This window comes from Arthrobacter sp. Y3221048 (assembly GCF_059092685.1).
The window spans coordinates 162,885-178,580 of sequence record NZ_JBNHHX010000002.1 but is presented as its reverse complement, the minus strand read 5'-3'; the positions used below and the strand labels follow the sequence as shown (position 1 = coordinate 178,580).

Sequence of the window (15,696 nt, the reverse complement as noted above, 5' to 3'; positions counted from 1 at the left end):
GGGCGTCAGGCGTTTGATCGCCGCGCGCGACGCCCGGGCGCTCCGGCACCCTCGGCACCCCGGATGACCTTAGCCCCGCGGCACGTCGGGGCCCGTGGGCCAACGGAGCAGCGCCGCTATGCTCTTCCCTCCCGGCAGGGCCCCTTCGGGGACCATGGTCACCCGGGCGTCGGTCAGCGCCGCGGCGCGGACCAGCGCCGCCGGGGCGGGAACCTTGGCCAGCAGGTCGCCGTTGACGGCTTGCTCGCCGGCCGTGGCGATCCACGGTTCGGACGTCAGGGCATGCACCTGATGATCGGCGAGGGCGTCGTCGTTCATGAGCAGCGTGCCAACCTGCGCCTGCTGCAGCGCCCGGACGCACTCGCCCAGACCCGCCGTCCACTCCGGATGGGCCTGCCCTGTTTGGTTGGCCAGGCGGTCCAGGATGGCCTTGCGCTGCTCGGTCCACACATGGGCCACCCGGGCGGCTATTTCCGCGCGGAGCGCGTCCTTGTCCGCTCCGCCGGTGCGGGTGTGCGAGTCGATGGTGGATTCGATCGCACGGCTGGCTTCGGAAAGCTGGTCGACCACCAGCTCCCGGGCCCGGATATCCCCCGCCACAATCAGCAGCCGCGCCTTGCTGGCCTGCACCACGCGATCGATCTCGGCGGCTATTTCATCGGCGTTCTTGCGCCAAATCTCCTCGGTGCGGTGCTGGTAGCGGCCCTGGGACCAACCGCCGCCGGGGACCTTGGTGAGGTTCTCCCGCTCGCCCTCCACCGTCCTCGTTTCCACCACGCCGTTCCGCCGCGCGTACTGCAGGTGGACCTCGCCGCCGTCCCGGCCCACTTCGGCCACAACGTATGGGAAGTCGTCGCCGCGGGCCTTCAAAAGGGGCACCAGGTCCGGAATCGGGCCGGCCTGAACCACCTCCGGACCGGACAGCTCGCCCGGGAGCACCTCATTGATCTCGGCCTCACCGCCGCGCACCAGTACGAAGCGGCCGACCGGAGACGGAACGCCGGTGGCCGGGGAAACGGCGTCGATCACGGCCTCTATGTCCGCCTTCGCGGCGCCCTGTTTCTCGAGCGATTCCCGCAGCCTGTCCGGCAGCACGTCGCCGGCCCGCAGGGAATTTACGGTGCCCGTACTGGCGTCCACGTAGACCGTGATCCAAGGTCCCGGCTTCTTGTACAGTTCGGCGTACTTCTTGTTGGCTGCGTGGGTCGTGTTGACCTGCTCGGTCATCGTGATCACCTTCCCTGCGATTGGACCTGCGGGTTTTCTTGATCAGTTGCCCTCACCGTAGCACCGGACGTTTTGCCCTTGAAGAGGCGGCCGGTCCTGTCCTGACCGGCCCGGAGAAGCAGTCCGCCGGGCCGGTTTGCCGCCGTCGCCCGCGGTCCGGAGGGGTGTGGGAACGGCGGTCCGTGCCTGCCGGCGCCCCCGGCGGGACGTCCTTTTGGGGTCCCGATTCCTGGGGCCCGGCCGGGCCAGGCCGCCTCTAGCTCTTCTGGTATTCCGCGTGCTGGCGGTGGGCCTCGGCCACCTGTTCGCGGATGATGTCCACGTCCTTGGCCTTGTTGCGGTACTTCGGTTCCATTTGCAGGATCTGGCGTTCTTCTTCCACGAGCAGCCGGTAAATCCGTTCGCGTTCTGCCGGGTCAGCGGTGTAGGAGAGATCCATGTAGTTGACCGCGTGCCGGCGTGCGTTGTTGATGGCGTTCTGTGCCTTGCCGGCCTTGCTCAGCAGCGAGCCGACGACGGTGACCACCAGGATGCCGATGATGACGGTAAGCGAGAGTCCGGTGGTGATCTCGACCACGGGAACCGGGTTGCCGTCGTTGACGAAGGGCAGGTTGTTCTCGTGCAGTGCGTGCAGGATCAGCTTCACGCCGATGAAGGCCAGGATCGCTGCCAGGCCGTAGGACAGGTAGATCAAGCGGTCCAGCAGGCCGTCGATCAGGAAGTACAGCTGGCGCAGGCCCATCAGCGAGAAGGCCGTGGCGGTGAAGACGATGAAGACGTTTTGCGTCAGGCCGAAGATCGCGGGAATGGAGTCGAGCGCGAACAGGATGTCCGTGCCGCCGATGGCCACCATGACCAGCAGCATCGGCGTCATCGCCTTCTTGCCGTCCTTGAGGGTGAACAGTTTGTCGCCGTCGTAGTAATCGGTGGTGTGGAAGAAGCGCTTGGCCAGCCGGATGACGAAGTTGTCCGCCTCGCCGCCGTCGTGTCCGGGCTTGAGCAGGTTGCCTGCCGTGATAATCAGGATCAGTCCGAAGGCGTAGAACACCCAGGCGAAGGTGTTGATCAGCGCCGCGCCCAGGAAGATGAAACCTGTGCGGGCGATCAGCGAGAACACGATACCGAACAGCAGCACTTTCTGCTGGTCTTCCCGCGGCACCTTGAAACTGGCGATGATGATGAGGAAGACAAACAGGTTGTCCACCGAGAGCGCCTTCTCGGTGATGTAGCCGGCGAAGTACTCGGAGCCCATGTCCACGCCGCCGTAGATCAGCACCAGGATCCCGAAGACGATAGCGATGCCCACGTACAAGGCGGACCAGATGGCGGCTTCCTTCAGCGACGGCACGTGGGCCTTGCGGATGTGGAAGAAATAGTCGAAGGCGAGCAACGCGAGGATGACGGCGATCGTGATGCCCCAAATCAGGGGAGAAACGCTCATGTGTTTCCTTTCGTAAGCGGGTAGCGGTGAGCCCGCAAGTCTCTCCTCCGGCACGGCCGGCCACTGCAACCGGCCGGGCGTCGGTGCCCTACGTGTTGACGGCTGCAGCGCATCTGGATACTCCCTTACGCACCTGCCAGTCTAACGACGACGACGGCGCACGGCTAACGGGCGGCGGGCGGATCGGGGGCGGCCGGGGCCGGAACGCCCCGCCGGAGGGGGCTGAACTCCTGCGGCCTATGCACCGCATTTCGGCTGTGACAGGCTGGGGGCCCGGGCCGCCGCCCTCGATTGACCGGCGGCCGACCAGCGCCGAAAGGAGCACCGCCATGTCCTATTACCTGGAGTACACCATCCCGGCCGGGCCGGACGAGGGAGGCTTCGAGTTCCCGATCAGCGAAGAACACCGCGGCTATACAGTCCCGCTGAGCGAAACGGATGCGGAAATCGTACGCACGGACCAGTTGCCCGCCCGCAGCGAGGTGTTCGGGGCGTCGCTGGCGGAGGCCAAGGAAGCGGCGGAGTCCATCCTGTCCAACAGCAAGGCGGACACGGCGCAGCTCTACGACGACCCCGACGACTCGATGCAGCCCGGCGCGGGCACGCTGGTCGCCAGCTATACGGTCGGCGGCGGGTGGGAGGACGCCGGGCAAATTGCGGGCGGCTGATTAATCCCGCAGCACGACGTCGGCGGCTTCGGTGGAGCGATCGGTGACAGTGGTCGGCGATTCCAGGTGCACGGCACCGGAGGGCAGGATGCCGGCACCGCCGTAGCGTTCCATCACCCTTAGCTGCGCCACCACATCTTCGCCGGCGTGGGCTGGTGGCAGCTCCTCCCAGAACCCGAAGCCGCCGCAGTCCAGCAGCGCGCTCCTCCGGTACAGCACGCAGCCGCCGGCCCACGCGATCTTGTACAGCCGCCAGCCGCCGTCCGGAATTCCCAGCTCGGCGGCGATATGCGTCAGGTTTGCCGCGTTGTGCAGCTGCCAGCGGCCGAACCGGTCGTCCGCACGGCGGATGCGCTCGGGGCGCACCGGACCGTCCCACAGTTCGAAGGGCTCCTGCTCCCCCGGCCGTACGTCGTCCAGGTAGGACATGCCCTGCACCGCGGCACCGATGAACCCGCAGCCGGCGTCCCGAATGGCCGCCGTCATCCGGGCCAGCATGCCCGGTTCCAGCCACACGTCGTTGTCCAGAAACAGCACCAGTTCAGCCGTGGCAAGCCCGAGCAGGAAGTCGCGCTGCTCGGCCAGCCCTCGCCGGGGCAGATTCCGTTCCAGCCGGACCGGGCGCCCTTGCGCTTCCAACACCCTGATCATTGCGCCCACGGCCGGGTGCTCCCAGGCGGCGGCGCCGTCGGTCTGGTCGCTGATGATGACCGAGAACGCCGGACCGTCCTGTGCCGCCAGCCCGGCGAGCGTTACCGCCAGCTCCGCTTCCCGGCCGTAGCTGGGCACCAACACGTCCAGCTCAGGCCCTGATTCCACTGAAGCCAGGGCCCAGCTGGCTGAACTCCTGCGGCTCACGCAGAATCGGCTCCCGAGGCGGGCGCCGGATCCGCTCCCGCCTCCGGCGCGGTACCTGTCTCGGCCGCGGGCGCGGAGCCGCGGATCCGGCGGACCACCGCCGTGGTGGAGTGGTCGGACACATAGTCCAGGATGCAGACCTCGCCTCCGCAGGCCTCCACCACCGCCGCTTCCTCGAGCATCTCCGGGGAGTAGTCCCCGCCCTTGGCGTAGATGTCGGGGCGGATCGCTTCGATCAGCGGGATGGGCGTGTCCGTGTCGAAGACGGTCACGTAGTCCACGCAGCTGAGGGCTGCAATGATGCCGGCCCGGTCGGCGGCCGGGTTGATCGGCCGGTCCGGTCCCTTCAGCCGCCGGGCGGATGCGTCGCTGTTCAGCGCCACGACCAGCACGTCGCCCAGTTGCTTGGCCTGGTTCAGGTAGCGGGTGTGCCCGCGGTGCAGCACGTCGAAACACCCGTTCGTCAGCACGATGCGCTTGCCCGAGGCCCGCTCGGCGGCGACCGCCTGCCCGAGCGCCTCCGCGTCCAGCGCGGCGTCGGAGAAGCTGCCCAGGTGCGCGGCGAGGTCGGTGGTGCCGCAGACCGACGTGCCGCGCCGGCGCACCACTACATCCGCGGCCGCCTGGGCCAGGTCCAGGCTCGTGCTGAGCTGCAGTCCCGCGGCCCGCGCCAGGGTCAGGCAGGCCACGTACGTGTCGCCGGCGCCCGAAGCCTGCTTCTCGGTGACGGGGCTGGCCCAGGTGCGGTGGGTTCCGCCGTCGGGCGTCAGCAGGAAAGAACCGTCCTTGTCCAGCGTGACGACGGCGGCGCCCGCCCCGGTCGCCTGCAGCAGCTCCCCGGCATGGTCGGCTATGGCGGCGGCCCGGTCCTTGTCGGGATCCAGCGTCACGCCCAGCAGCGCGGCAGCTTCCGCAGCATTCGGAGTGACCAGGTCCGGCGCGATCGCCGACCAGGGCCGCGGGTCGTGGGCGTCGACCACCAGCAGCCGGCCGTCGCGGTGACGCGCCAGCACGCTGCGCAAGGCGTCGCCCAACGCGCCGGATCCGTAGTCGCAGACCACCACGGCGTCGCTGCCGGCGAGCGCGTCCGGCACTGCTGCGGCCAGCCGTTCCTGCGCCGCTTCCGGTACCCGCTCCGTGCGCTCGTCCAGCCGCAGCATGATCTGGTCGCCGCCGATAATGCGGTACTTGGTGGTGGTCAGGACGTCCTCGTGTTCCACCAGCCCCGAGATTTCCACCCCCGCACCCTGCAGGAGGGCACCCAGCCGGCGGCCGGCGTCGTCCCCGCCGATCAGGCCGACAATGCGCACCCGCGCCCCGAGGGCGGCGAGGTTCATGGCCGTGTTGGCGGCGCCGCCCGGGGCGTACTCCCGCTTGGTCATGTCCACTACCGGGGCGGGGGCTTCCCGGCAGAACCGTTCGATCCGGCCGCCGAACCAGCCGTCCAGCATCACGTCGCCCACCACGGTGACCTGCGGTGCGGCCTCAGCCAGCCGGGCCGGCAACCAGCCGGCCAGCCCCGAAACGTCCGACAGGGGCGTGCTCATCGCCGCACCCCACCGGGCAGGCCGACGTGGACGACCTTCACCGCGCTGAACTCGTCCAGCAGTTCGGGGCCGTAGCCGAACCCGTCGCCGCTGTCCCGGCGGGGCTGGGCGGAACCGCCCGGCGCGCCGCCAAAGACGGCGTTGATCTTAACCGTGCCGACCTGGAGCGCCGCTACGGCCCGGTGCGCATGCTCCAGGTCCGCGGTCAGCACCGTGGCGGCCAAACCGTACCGGCCCTCCGCCGCCAGCTGCAGCCCGTCGTCAAAGCTGTCCACCACCCGGACCGGGGCCACCGGGCCAAAGGTCTCCTCCTGCATCACGGTCATTCGGTCCGTGCAGTCCAGCAGCACGGTGGCCGGATAATGGGCACCCGGCCCCTCGGGCACCGAGCCGCCCTCGGCAGCCGTCGCACCGAGCGAAAGCGCCTCTGCCACCTGGGCGTTGACGCTGTCCCGCAGCCTGCGGTCCACCAGCGGTGCCATCAGTCCGGCGTCGTTGCGGGTGCGGGCCTCGGCGACGAGCGCTTCACAGAACGGGCCGGCGACGTCGCGGTGCACGTAGATCCGCTCCACCGACGTGCAGATCTGCCCGCTGTTGGCGAACGCCCCGATGGCTGCCTGCTCCGCCGCCCACGCCGGATCAACGCCGGCGTCGACGATCAGCGGATCGTTTCCGCCGTTCTCGCGGATCACATGGGCGCCGGTGAGCGCCGCCGCCCGGGCAATCCGGGCGCCGGTGAGGCTCGATCCGACGTGCGCGATTACATCGACATCAGGATGGCCGGCCAGCGCCGCTCCGACGGCGGGTCCGCCGGTCAGCGTCGTGAAGACCTGCGGCGGCAGCACGTCCGAGAGAATCCGGCCGAGCAGCTCGCCCAGATGCGGGCAGCGTTCGCTTGGTTTGTGCAGGACGGTGTTTCCCGTGGCCAGGGCGGCACCCAGCAGCCCGGCTGCCACGGCCACCGGATCGTTCCAGGGCGTGAGCACAGCCGCCACGCCCCGCGGTTCGTTCACCGTGTAGTCGGCGGCAAGCGAACCGCCGCGCAGGCTGCGGCCGCGGTGCACGGGGCCCAGCTGGGCGTACTGCCGCAGGGTCCCGGCGCCGGCCAGCACGCCCTCCAGGGCTTCATGTTCCGGCCGGCCGGTTTCCCGCGCGTTCATCTCGGCCAGTTCCTGCGAGTGCTCCTGCAAGGCCGCCGCGGCCGCCTCCAGCAGTTCGCCGCGGGCGGCAGCGTCGGTGGCCGCCCAGCCGGGCTGGGCAGCCTTGGCGGCGGCGACGGCGGCCCGCACCTCGTCGGGGCTCGTTTCCTCAAGCCTGCCCACCAGGCTGCCGTCCCTCGGGTCGTGCACCTGAAACAAGGCAAAATCCCGGGCAGTATCGGAATCGGTGGTCATATTGCTCCTCCCCTCCACGGCGGCCTGGGCCCGCCCGTTGGTGTCTGGCCAAAGTCCACGGTCACGCAGCGGCAGTGCAGTGCCCGCCACGGGCACGCAACACCGGCAACAATGCGTGGTACTGGTTCCCTACCCCGCATCGCGCGGTTTCAGACACACCGCTCGGTTTCAGACACACCGCTCGGTTTCAGTCGCATCGCGCGGTTTCAGACACACCGCTCGGTTTCAGACACACCGCTCGGTTTCAGTCGCATCGCTCGGTTTCAGACACACCGCGCGGTTTCAGTCGCATCGCGCGGTTTCAGGCATCGGTGTGACAGGTTCCTGCTGGCCGGTTTGTGCCTCCGGGCCCGATGCGGGCTCTGGCCAGCGGGTCGAAAGCACCCTAGGGTGAAGTTCACTATGGGCTCGCGGGGGCGGGTTCTCAGGGGATGCGGCAGGCCTGAAACCCGCGCGCCGGGTGGATCGCTGCAGCGGGACGTTGATCCAGGAGGTGGAGATGGCTGGTTCCCCCACAGGCGGCGCCGCTTTCGGTGACCAAAGGCTCAGTACCGAGGCCAGGCATGGCCGGGGCATCGGACCGTTGTTGGAGCCCTTCGAGGGTGTGCGGAAGATTGCGGTGCTCCGGGGCGGAGGACTGGGCGACGTGCTTTTTTCGGTCCCGGCACTGGAGTCGCTGGCTGCCGCCTATCCGGAGGCCAGCCTGACCCTGCTGGGCACCGAGGCCCACGCCGCGCTGTTTCGCGGCAGGCCCGGCCCGGTGCACCGGGTGGAACCGCTGCCGTTCGCCCACGGGGTTCGCCCGGGACCGGAGGAGCCGCAGGCCACCGCCCGGTTCCAGCAGCGGATGCGCGCCGAGCAGTTCGACCTGGCCGTGCAGTTGCACGGCGGCGGCCGGAACTCGAACCCGTTCCTGCTGAAACTGGCCGCGCGGCACACTGTGGGCACCCGGACCGACGACGCGGCCGCGCTCGAGCGGTCCATCCCGTATCTGTACTACCAGCACGAGGTGTTGCGCGCGTTGGAGGTGGTGGGCCTGGCCGGCGCTGCTCCGGCCGCGCTGCAGCCGGAACTGCAGCCCCTGGCCGACGAAGAGGCGTTGCTGGCCGGGCTGCTCGAAGAAGGCAGGCCATCGCTGGTGACCATCCACCCGGGCGCCACCGACCCGCGGCGTCGGTGGCCGGCGTCGGAGTTTGCCCAGGTGGCTGCATGGGCGGCCGACGACGGGTGCCAGGTCCTGGTCGTAGGCGACCAATCCGACGTGGCGCTGGCCGAGGAAGTGGTTCGCCTGGGCCGCGCGGCGGCCGGAACCGGCAGCGGCGGCAGCATCGACTCCGTGGCCGGCCGGCTGGAGCTGGATGAGTTGTCCGCCGTGCTGCGCGCCAGCGACGTGATGGTCGGCAATGACAGCGGGCCGCGGCACCTGGCGCAGGCGGTGGGAACGCCCACGGTGGGCATCTACTGGGCCGGCAACATGATCATGGCCGGGGCACTGGGCCGGACCATGCACCGGATCCACATGTCCTGGATGACGCAGTGCCCGGCCTGCGGCTCCGACCTGAGGCAAGTGGGCTGGACTGCCGAACGCTGCAGCCACGAATTCTCCCTGACGGATCAGGTCCGCGCAGAGGATGTCTACGCGGACCTGCGCCAGCTCAGGGCCACGAGTCTTCTTCTTCGTGGCAAATGACCATCTCGCGCACCTCGCAGCCCTTCGGCTGTGACAGGGCGAAGATGATGGCATCGGCCACCCGTTCCGGATCGTTAAGCCGGGAGTCGTCCTGCGGCTTGTACTGCTCGGTGCGGTCGTCGAAGAACCTGGTCTTCATGCCGGCCGGAATCATGGTGGTCACTCCGACCTGGCCGCGGGTTTCGGCCGCCAGCGCCCGGCTGAAACCGACCACGCCGAACTTGGAGGCGCAGTAGGCGGTGGCGTCGGAGACGGCCTTGATTCCCAGCGACGAGGCGACCGTGATCACGCGCCCGTGGGAGGACATCAGGTGCGGCAGGGCCGCGCGCACCACGGAGACGGTGCCCATCAGGTTGACGCCGATGACCTTCTCCCATTCTTCGGCCGGCACATCTTCCAGGCGTCCGCAGCGGTCAATCCCGGCCGCCGTCACGACGGCGTCCAGCCCGCCGAGGGTATCGGCGGCCTGCTGCACTGCCGCTTCGACGGCGGCGCGGTCGGCGACGTCCACCTCGATGCTCTTCGCCTGGCCCACCCGGCTGACGTCACGGTCCAGCACGACCGGCGTGCCGCCGGCGGCAAGGACCGCCTCCACGACGGCGGCTCCCAGTCCGGACCCTCCGCCGGTGACCAGGACGCGCCCGGGGTTCGTTGGTGCAATGCTCATGTTTTTCCTCCTCAGGTTCGGGGATGGTTCTTTGGTCCGGCCCGCCCGCCGGGTGCGCGGAGCAGGGTCGCGTTTCAGCCGACTTTCGCCAGGGCGGCGGCCAGGCCGGTAGTGGAACGCGCCGGGTAGTAGGGCACGGTGACGGTTTGCCCGCCCCAGGACTGCAGCAGCCGCGCTTCGGGCAGTTGGTCCGCGGTGTAGTCGCCGCCCTTGACCCAGATGTCCGGGCGCAGCCGTTCCAGCGCCGCTTCGGGGGTGGCCTCGTCGAAGACCAGCACCGCATCCACGCACTCCAGCGCCAGCAGCAGCTCGGTCCGGTCCTCCTGGTTCATGATCGGACGCTCTTCGCCTTTGAGGCGGCGGACCGAATCGTCCGAGTTAAGGCAGACGATCAGGCAGTCGCCCAGCTTCCGGGCGGCGGCCAGGGTCCTGGCGTGGCCGGCGTGCAGCAAGTCGAAGCAGCCTCCGGTGGCTACCACCGTGCCACCGGCTTCGCGGGTCTGCGCGGCAACGCGCATGGCGTCTACCCCCGGCCCGCGCAGCGGGACCGGGGCGGTTTCCCGCCGAAGCGATGCCACCCCGCCCGCGGCGAGGAAAGCCGCCGCCTGTCCGACGGCCTCTTCCACCGCGGCGGTCAGCGGCTGCCCGGAGGCCAGCGCCACCGCCAGGGAGGCGGCGAACCGGTCCCCCGCGCCGCAGGTGTCGGCCGGCTCCAGCGTCGGGGCTGGAACGGCCTGCGGCAGGTCGCCGTCCGACTGGATCAGGGCTCCTTCCGCGCCGAGCGTGACGACGACGGCGCTGCTGTTCCACCGTGAACGCAGTTCCGCCGCGGCCAGTGCCGCTTCCCGGGTGCCGTTGTCCCGCTGGCCGGCGATGCGCAGGGCTTCGGGCAGGTTCGGCGTTGCGGCGGCCACGCCCTCGACCGGGGCCGGGCCTGCCGGGTGCGGATCCCACACCACGGGGATCCGGTGCACCAGCGAGGCCAGGGCGTCGCGCAGCGCGGGTGCGGCCGCCAAGCCGCGGCCGTAGTCCGCCACGATGATGGCGTCGGCCGTCCCGAGCGCGTCGAGCATGTCCGGTGTCGGTACCGGCACAGGTGCCGGGGCGCAGCCTTCGTCCACCCTGACCACCGACTGCCCGCCGGCCCGGATCCGGGTTTTCACCGGCGTTGGGGCGCCGGATGGTCCGGCGACCACGCGGACGCCGTCCAAGGCGTCGTGCAGCCGGGAGGAAGCGCCGTCGTCGGACAGCGCCGTGACCAGGAGAACGTCCCGGCCGTCGCGGGCCAACATCCGGGCCACGAGCCCGGCTCCCCCGGCGCGGTAGGTCGTTTCGGCGGCATCAACCACCGGCACCGGTCCGTCCGGACTCAGCCGGGTTGCCGCACCCTCCACATCGGCATCGAGCAGTACGTCGCCCACCACTACGATCCTCATGGCCGGCCTCCCTGCCCGCGCCCGCCGGCGGTGCCTGCCTCAAGGCGTGCCACCTCGGCGTCGAAGGCCCGGCAGAGGGCGTGGAGCGCCATGAGGTGGCCTTCCTGCACATTGGCCGGTGCAGCCTCCACGGCTACGTAGTCGTCGCACAGCAGGGTCAGCGGGTTCGGTGCCTGGCCGGTCAGCGCCCAACAGGTCACGCCGATGCTGCGGGCAGCTTCGGCCGCACGCAGCAGGTTCCCGCTCTTGCCGCTGGTAGTCAGCAGGAGCAGCACGTCGCCGGCCCGGCCGTGGCCCAGGACCTGCCGGGCAAACAGCTGGTCGAAGCCGTAGTCGTTGGAGATGGCCGTGACCGCCGATGTCTCCGCATGCAGCGAGATGGCGGAGAAGGCCCGGCGTTCGCCGTCGAACCGGCCCACCAGTTCGGCGGTGAGGTGCTGGGCTTCCGCCGCGGAGCCGCCGTTGCCGGCCGCCAGCAGGCGTGCGCCGCCCATCAGGCGCCGGGCCAGCTCGGTTCCCCAACCGGCCAGCTGGCCGGCCTGGGCGCGCAGCGACTCCACCGCCGGCGCCACCGCCTGCAGGTGCGCCAGGACCGCGTCCACCGCTTCGGTCCCGGTCTGCTTCGGGCCGGTCGCCGGCACCGGAACCAGGGCGGGTCCCGCGGGCCCCGGCCCGGGCGGCCGCACGTAAGCCTCCGTGCGGGCAGGGGCGGCGGGGGCGGCCGCGGCCAGCGCCGTGGTCCGTGCTGCCGTCTTGGCGATGCCGGTCGGGCGCTTCACAGTGCCTCCCCTTCCAGCTGCCGGACGCCGGCGGCGACCGCGCCCGAGCCCCTGCTGACCGCCAGGTGATAGGCCTTCTCGGTGTCGGCGGCCACCCGGTCCCAGGAGTAGCGGTTCCGCACGCGCTGCTGGCCGGCGCGGCCGAGCTCGCGGCGCAGCTGGGGATTCGCCAGCAGCTCGGCCACCGCTTCGGCCACCGCCGCCGGATCGCGCGGCGGTACGTGCAGGCCGGTCTTGCGGTCCACCACGGTATCGATCAGCCCGCCGACCGAGGCCGCGACCACCGGGACGCCGCAGGCCATCGCTTCCAGCGGGACAATCCCGAACGGTTCGTACCACGGCGCGCAGACGACGACGTCGGCGCTGCGCAGCACCGCCGGGATTTCTTCCCGCGGCAGCTGGCCGCGCAGCACCAGCTGGTCTTCCACGCCGAGCCCGCGGGCGAGGCCGCGCAGCCGTTGCGCTTCCGGATCGGACGCCAGCCCGGTGGCACCGGAGGCGCCGCCGACCACGATCAGTTCGACGTCGTCCAGTCCCTGGTCCTTGAGCAACCGCAGGGCCTGCACGGCCAGGTCGATGCCCTTGCGCGGAACCAACCGGCCCAGCGCGACGATGCGGTGGGCGCGGCCGCGCGGCTCGGCCTCGCCGTCGGCCTTGAAGAGTCCCAGGTCCACGCCGCAGGGGGCAATGGAGATATTGCCGCGCGGGATGTCCATGGCCGCCAACTCGAACACTTCGTCCGAACACGTCGCGATGACGCGGTCCACGCTGCGGCCGACGGACGGTTCCAGCCAGGCCCGCTCGGCCGGGCTGGTGTCCTGCGCGCCCTGGTGCCGCCGTTTCACGGTGCCGAGCGCGTGGAATGTCTGCAGCACCGGCACCGGCGGGCTCCCCGGGCGGCGGGCGGCGTCGAGGGCCGCCACCCCTGACATCCAGAAGTGCGCGTGCACCAGATCCGGCGGTGTGTCCGCCCAGTCCGCGCTGATCCCGTCGGCCAACTGGCCCATGAAGGGCAGCAGTTCATCCTTGGCGACCGGCTCGGGCGGTCCGGCGTTGAGGTGGACCACTTCCACTCCCGGCCGCATGGTCACGCGGGCGGGAAGCATCGGGTCATCGCGGCGGGTGTAGACGCGCACGCTGTGCCCGCGCCGGGCCAGTGCGGCGGAGAGGGCCGCCACGTGCACGTTCTGGCCGCCGGCGTCCACACCACCCAGCGCGGCCAGCGGGCTGGCGTGTTCGGAAACCATCGATATCCTCACGGCTCTCTCCTCTCGTTGGCGGCAATGGCCCGTCCGGTGCGCGTCGTGGTCTCTGCCAGCAGGGCGTCCCAGTTGTCCAGGAAGGCCTGCAGCCCGTAGTTCCGCAGTGCCGCCTCGCGCGCCACGGCGCCGCGGGCTGCGGCCTCCTCCGGGTCCCGCAGCAGCCGGGCCGCCTCGCGGCGCAGCTGGTCCACATCCGTTGAGATGGCGCCGGCTTCCGGCGGCACGGCCCGGGCCGCTTCCGTGCTGGCCAGCACCAGAACCGGCATGCCCAGATGCATGGCTTCCAGCAGCGCCAGGCCCAGCGAGGTCCAGCGCAGCGGGTGCAGATAGAGGCGGCAACGGGCCAGTTCCGCGTGCAGCAGCGGGCCGGGCAGGTCGCCGCGCACCCGCAGCCGGTCCGGGCCCAGCCCGGCGGCGGCGCCCAGCTGGTCGGCGCCCATGCCGAAGACTTCCAGCGGTCCTGCCTCGGCGAAGGCCGGCAGCAGATCCGTTCCGGTCACGCGCCAGCGGCGGACCGGCTCGTTGACCACCACGCCCTGGCGTTCCAGTTCCCCGGTGTAGAGCGGGCCGGGATCCACGATGCCGTGTTCGATCACCGTGGTCCGCGCCGTTCCGCAGTCCCAGAACAACCGGTTGAAGTGGGTGACATGCACGACGGTCATGTCCTGCTGGTCGGCCAGCGGGTGCAGCGAGTTGGGCACGTCCCCCTTGGGAGTGTTGTGCTCCAGGAACACCGCCGGGATGTCCCGTCCCGGCCGGCGGCCGAGCAGCCGCTCGCATTCCTCGATCTCCTCAGGCCGCTGCAGGACCACGACGTCGGGGGCTTCGTCTCGCAGCCGGTCCGGGTGCACGTCCCGGACCGAGGACGGCCAGTCGCGACCGGCGCGGCCCAGGCCCCACGGCCCGCCCTCGGCGGTGGCGGGCAGCAGGTATTCGTGGCGGCCGCGCACAAAAGCGTCGGTCCAGCCGCCGTGGACATGCCAAAGCAGGATCTTCATGCGTTCCTCGTCTTTCTCCGGGCGGACAGGTACGTCACGCCGCGGGTCAGCCGCTGTACAGCCTCGAGCACTTCTTCGGGTGCCACCTGGGCCAGGCAGGGATGTCCGGGAACCGGGCAGGTGCGTGCCCGGCTGAGCCGGCAGGGCGCATTCTGGTCGCCGAGCAGCTCCAGCGGTACCTTGTACGGTGCCCAGCGGACCGCCGGAACCACCGGCGCGAACAGGGACACCACCGGGGTGCCCACGGCCGCCGCCAGGTGGGCCGGCCCGGTATTTCCGGTCACGACGGCGGACGCGCCGGCCAGGACCCCCGCCAGGTTCCGCAGGTCGGTCTTCCCGCCCAGGTCCAGCGCGCCGGGGACGGCGACGGTCGCCGTCAGCTCCTGTTCCTGCGGGCCGCCGGTGACCACCACGCGGTAGCCGGCGCCGATCAGCAGTTCGACGGCGGCGGCGTGGTGCAGCGGCGGCCACGCCCGCGCCGGAACGGAGGCGCCGGGGTGAACGACGATGTAAGGCTCGCCGCCGGTCAGGTCCGAGGTATCCGGAATACCGCGCACCTGCAGCCGGCCGTCGTCGGCGGCTGGAAGCCGGTACCCGGCGGCAGCGGCGATCTGCAGCGCCCGTTCGGCCTCCGGCTGGTCCTCCGGGAAGTCCTCGCCGGGCCGGAGCCGCTGATCCAGCAGCGACCCGGCGTAATCGACGGAAGCGCCGGTGATGCGGCCGACGCCGGCCAACCGCAGCAGCAGTGCCAGCGGCAACGGCGATTGGTGGAAGGACGTGAGGATGACGGCCTCGGAGATCTCCGAGGCCCGCACCCAGTCCGCCAGCGCGGCGACATGTTCCCGGGTTGCCGGCGGCGCGGGGTCGACGATCCACGGGCTGGCCCAGCTGAAAACGCCCGCGACGCCGGGCAGCAATTCCGCGGCGGCTTTGCCCTGCGGGCCGCACAGCATCATGACGTCGCGGGGACTGCCACCGTGGCCTGCCGCGACTGCCCGCACCGCCGGACCCGCCAGCAGTACGTCTCCGACGCTGTCCAGCCGCGCCACCAACACACGGCTCACCGCCGGCCCTCCAGCAGCAGCGACACCGCGGCGGCGAGGTCTTCGGCAACCACGGCGGCGGCCTCGACCTCTTCGCGCCGGGTCACCGGGGTCGGTACCAGGACGCCGGTGGCGCCGGCGGCGGCAGCGGCCTCGACATCGGCCCCAATGTCCCCGACGTAGGCCACCTCCGCGGGATCGAGCCCGAGCCGGCGGCAGGCCGCCAGGATCATGCCGGGCTGCGGTTTCCGGCAGGGGCATCCGTCGTCCGGGTTGTGCGGGCAGATCTCCCAGACGTCAAACGGTCCCAGCAGCTCTTCCACCCGCAGGTTGACGGCGTCGACCTGTTCCCGGCTCAGCAGGCCGCGGCCGATGCCTGACTGGTTGGTGAGCACCCCGCACGGCAACCCGGCGGTGCGGACCGCATCGACGGCCGCCCGGGCGCCGGCCACCGGCCGGACTTTCGCGGGGTCCGGGTTGTAGGGCACGTCCGTGACCAGCGTGCCGTCCCGGTCGAACAGGATGGCCCGCGGCGGGCATGCGGCAGTTGTGCTCATACCAGCACTGTTCCCAGCACGGCTGCGACCTAAACACTTCTCCTGCTACTACTTTTGTGTCGCACACTTCCCGCCGCGGCAACCGCTGCCGCTGGAAGCGTGAGGTGCGGGCATCTGGGAGGATGGGCA

The 15,696-nt window shown here is 70.8% G+C and carries 14 protein-coding genes; 2 read left to right on the top strand and 12 right to left on the bottom strand.

Annotation, left to right across the window (positions count from 1 at the left end):
- Positions 1–69: 69 nt before the first annotated feature.
- The gene (locus tag AC5RVS_RS05455) at positions 70–1,227 is read right to left on the bottom strand and encodes a baeRF2 domain-containing protein (protein ID WP_494107438.1); all 1,158 of its coding nucleotides are present in this window, start codon (positions 1,225–1,227) and stop codon (positions 70–72) included.
- 256 nt (positions 1,228–1,483) lie between these two features.
- Positions 1,484–2,668 (bottom strand): TerC family protein, encoded by a 1,185-nt coding sequence (locus AC5RVS_RS05450; RefSeq protein WP_494107437.1) that lies wholly within the window; start codon positions 2,666–2,668, stop codon positions 1,484–1,486.
- A gap of 329 nt (positions 2,669–2,997) precedes the next feature.
- Here AC5RVS_RS05450 and AC5RVS_RS05445 point away from each other — a divergent pair, with 329 nt between their 5' ends.
- The gene (locus AC5RVS_RS05445) at positions 2,998–3,336 is read left to right on the top strand and encodes a hypothetical protein (RefSeq protein WP_494107436.1); all 339 of its coding nucleotides are present in this window, start codon (positions 2,998–3,000) and stop codon (positions 3,334–3,336) included.
- Here AC5RVS_RS05445 and AC5RVS_RS05440 read toward each other — a convergent pair whose 3' ends face one another.
- Genes AC5RVS_RS05440 through AC5RVS_RS05430 form a run of 3 tightly spaced genes read right to left on the bottom strand, consistent with a single transcriptional unit; the run spans position 3,337 to position 7,135 of the window.
- Positions 3,337–4,155 carry a glycosyltransferase gene (locus AC5RVS_RS05440; RefSeq protein WP_494107435.1) on the bottom strand — a complete coding sequence of 273 codons (819 nt, stop codon included), beginning with the start codon at positions 4,153–4,155 and terminating at the stop codon, positions 3,337–3,339. It lies immediately after the preceding gene.
- A gap of 35 nt (positions 4,156–4,190) precedes the next feature.
- On the bottom strand, positions 4,191–5,741 hold the full coding sequence (rfaE2, locus tag AC5RVS_RS05435; protein ID WP_494107434.1) for a D-glycero-beta-D-manno-heptose 1-phosphate adenylyltransferase: 1,551 nt from the start codon (positions 5,739–5,741) through the stop codon (positions 4,191–4,193).
- Entirely contained in the window at positions 5,738–7,135 is a 1,398-nt protein-coding gene (locus tag AC5RVS_RS05430) for an aldehyde dehydrogenase family protein (protein ID WP_494107433.1), read from the bottom strand. Before AC5RVS_RS05430 ends, rfaE2 begins: the two co-directional genes overlap by 4 nt.
- A 499-nt stretch (positions 7,136–7,634) precedes the next feature.
- On the opposite strand from AC5RVS_RS05430, the gene AC5RVS_RS05425 reads away from it, so the two are divergent.
- Complete coding sequence (locus AC5RVS_RS05425; protein ID WP_494107432.1) at positions 7,635–8,825, top strand: glycosyltransferase family 9 protein; 1,191 nt, start codon at positions 7,635–7,637, stop codon at positions 8,823–8,825.
- Here the strand turns inward: AC5RVS_RS05425 and AC5RVS_RS05420 are convergent.
- From AC5RVS_RS05420 to AC5RVS_RS05390, 7 genes are all read right to left on the bottom strand, one after another.
- Entirely contained in the window at positions 8,791–9,492 is a 702-nt protein-coding gene (locus AC5RVS_RS05420; protein ID WP_493989685.1) for an SDR family oxidoreductase, read from the bottom strand. The two genes, AC5RVS_RS05425 and AC5RVS_RS05420, sit on opposite strands and share 35 nt — an antisense overlap.
- Before the next feature lie 74 nt (positions 9,493–9,566).
- Positions 9,567–10,928: a PfkB family carbohydrate kinase gene (locus AC5RVS_RS05415; RefSeq protein WP_494107431.1), complete on the bottom strand. Its 1,362-nt coding sequence runs from the start codon at positions 10,926–10,928 to the stop codon at positions 9,567–9,569.
- The gene (locus tag AC5RVS_RS05410) at positions 10,925–11,578 is read right to left on the bottom strand and encodes a D-sedoheptulose-7-phosphate isomerase (RefSeq protein WP_494107860.1); all 654 of its coding nucleotides are present in this window, start codon (positions 11,576–11,578) and stop codon (positions 10,925–10,927) included. The genes AC5RVS_RS05415 and AC5RVS_RS05410 overlap by 4 nt, the downstream gene beginning before the upstream one ends.
- A gap of 125 nt (positions 11,579–11,703) precedes the next feature.
- Positions 11,704–12,966: a glycosyltransferase gene (locus tag AC5RVS_RS05405; RefSeq protein WP_493989687.1), complete on the bottom strand. Its 1,263-nt coding sequence runs from the start codon at positions 12,964–12,966 to the stop codon at positions 11,704–11,706.
- Positions 12,963–13,967 carry a glycosyltransferase gene (locus AC5RVS_RS05400; protein WP_494107430.1) on the bottom strand — a complete coding sequence of 335 codons (1,005 nt, stop codon included), beginning with the start codon at positions 13,965–13,967 and terminating at the stop codon, positions 12,963–12,965. The genes AC5RVS_RS05405 and AC5RVS_RS05400 overlap by 4 nt, the downstream gene beginning before the upstream one ends.
- A complete protein-coding gene (locus AC5RVS_RS05395) occupies positions 13,964–15,031 on the bottom strand; it encodes a glycosyltransferase family 9 protein (protein ID WP_493989689.1) in 1,068 nt (355 codons plus the stop codon). The genes AC5RVS_RS05400 and AC5RVS_RS05395 overlap by 4 nt, the downstream gene beginning before the upstream one ends.
- The gene (locus AC5RVS_RS05390) at positions 15,028–15,567 is read right to left on the bottom strand and encodes a D-glycero-alpha-D-manno-heptose-1,7-bisphosphate 7-phosphatase (protein ID WP_493989690.1); all 540 of its coding nucleotides are present in this window, start codon (positions 15,565–15,567) and stop codon (positions 15,028–15,030) included. Before AC5RVS_RS05390 ends, AC5RVS_RS05395 begins: the two co-directional genes overlap by 4 nt.
- Between the last annotated feature and the right edge of the window lie 129 nt (positions 15,568–15,696).